We start from the raw sequence: 833 nt of genomic DNA, 5'->3' as shown, positions 1-833 counted from the left end.
TCCGTGACGAGCGCTGCAGCGTTGTATTCGCCTCCATTCAGTGTGGATGGCACCGCGATCTGCCGGACTGTCGGCGCGCGGAAGGGAGAAAAGCTCACGCCCGGGCCCATGGGAAAGGGATCGAAGCCCGCTTCATCGCGGATATCGTGCTCCATCGCCATGATGACGATCTTGGCGAGATCGACCGCGGACCCTCCGCCGACAGCCACGACGAGATCGGCTTGAGCCTCCTTTGCGTGACGGGCGACCTCGGCAGCCTGCTTGCGCGTCGTATGCTGCGCAATTCCGTCGAAGGTCGCTGCATGCTTGTCGCCCAGGGTACGTCGGATTTTCTCGATCTCGTCGGTCTTGGAGTTCAGGGTTCGACTGACGATGAGGAAGACGCGCTTTGCGTCAAGTCGCTCCGCCTCTTCGCGGACAGCTTCGGAGGCGGCTTTGCCATAGATGACACGGTCGATTGCCGGAAAGTTATGTACACCAGTCCTGCGCATTTCTTTCTCCCATTGGACGCCCGATCATTGGGCATTATATTATGATCATCATTCAAGTCCGGGTCGGCGTCTCGGCACGCTGGAGTTCTGCGACGTGCTGAAGAGTTAAATCACGACAGTTGCGCCACCGGATTAACGGCGTTCGCTATCGCTGTTGATGGATGCGCTGCCGCCAATTATCAAGCGAGCCAGCTCCGACGGACTCTCGAGGGCCGCCTCCGCTTTCGATAAGCGCCCACAGGCAACCGTTCCAGACGTCAAGCGTCCATTATCCTTTTCATCGTGGCCCTTTGCATTGATCGCGGCGTTAGACGATTTGAAAAGGCGGCTATCTTGTTCGAC

At 58.3% G+C, this 833-nt stretch carries 2 protein-coding genes; both read right to left on the bottom strand.

The annotated features are described in order from the left end of the window. Positions 1–491 (bottom strand): iron-containing alcohol dehydrogenase (locus tag AC1D00_RS43430; RefSeq protein ID WP_477014970.1); only part of this gene is annotated, 491 nt, incomplete at its 3' end. 132 nt (positions 492–623) lie between these two features. After that, positions 624–833 (bottom strand): hypothetical protein (locus AC1D00_RS43425; protein WP_477014969.1); only part of this gene is annotated, 210 nt, incomplete at its 5' end.

Source organism: Bradyrhizobium sp. P2_E8, from assembly GCF_056403875.1.
The sequence above is the reverse complement of the archived record's forward strand: the minus strand, read 5'-3'. Positions and strand labels throughout refer to the sequence as shown.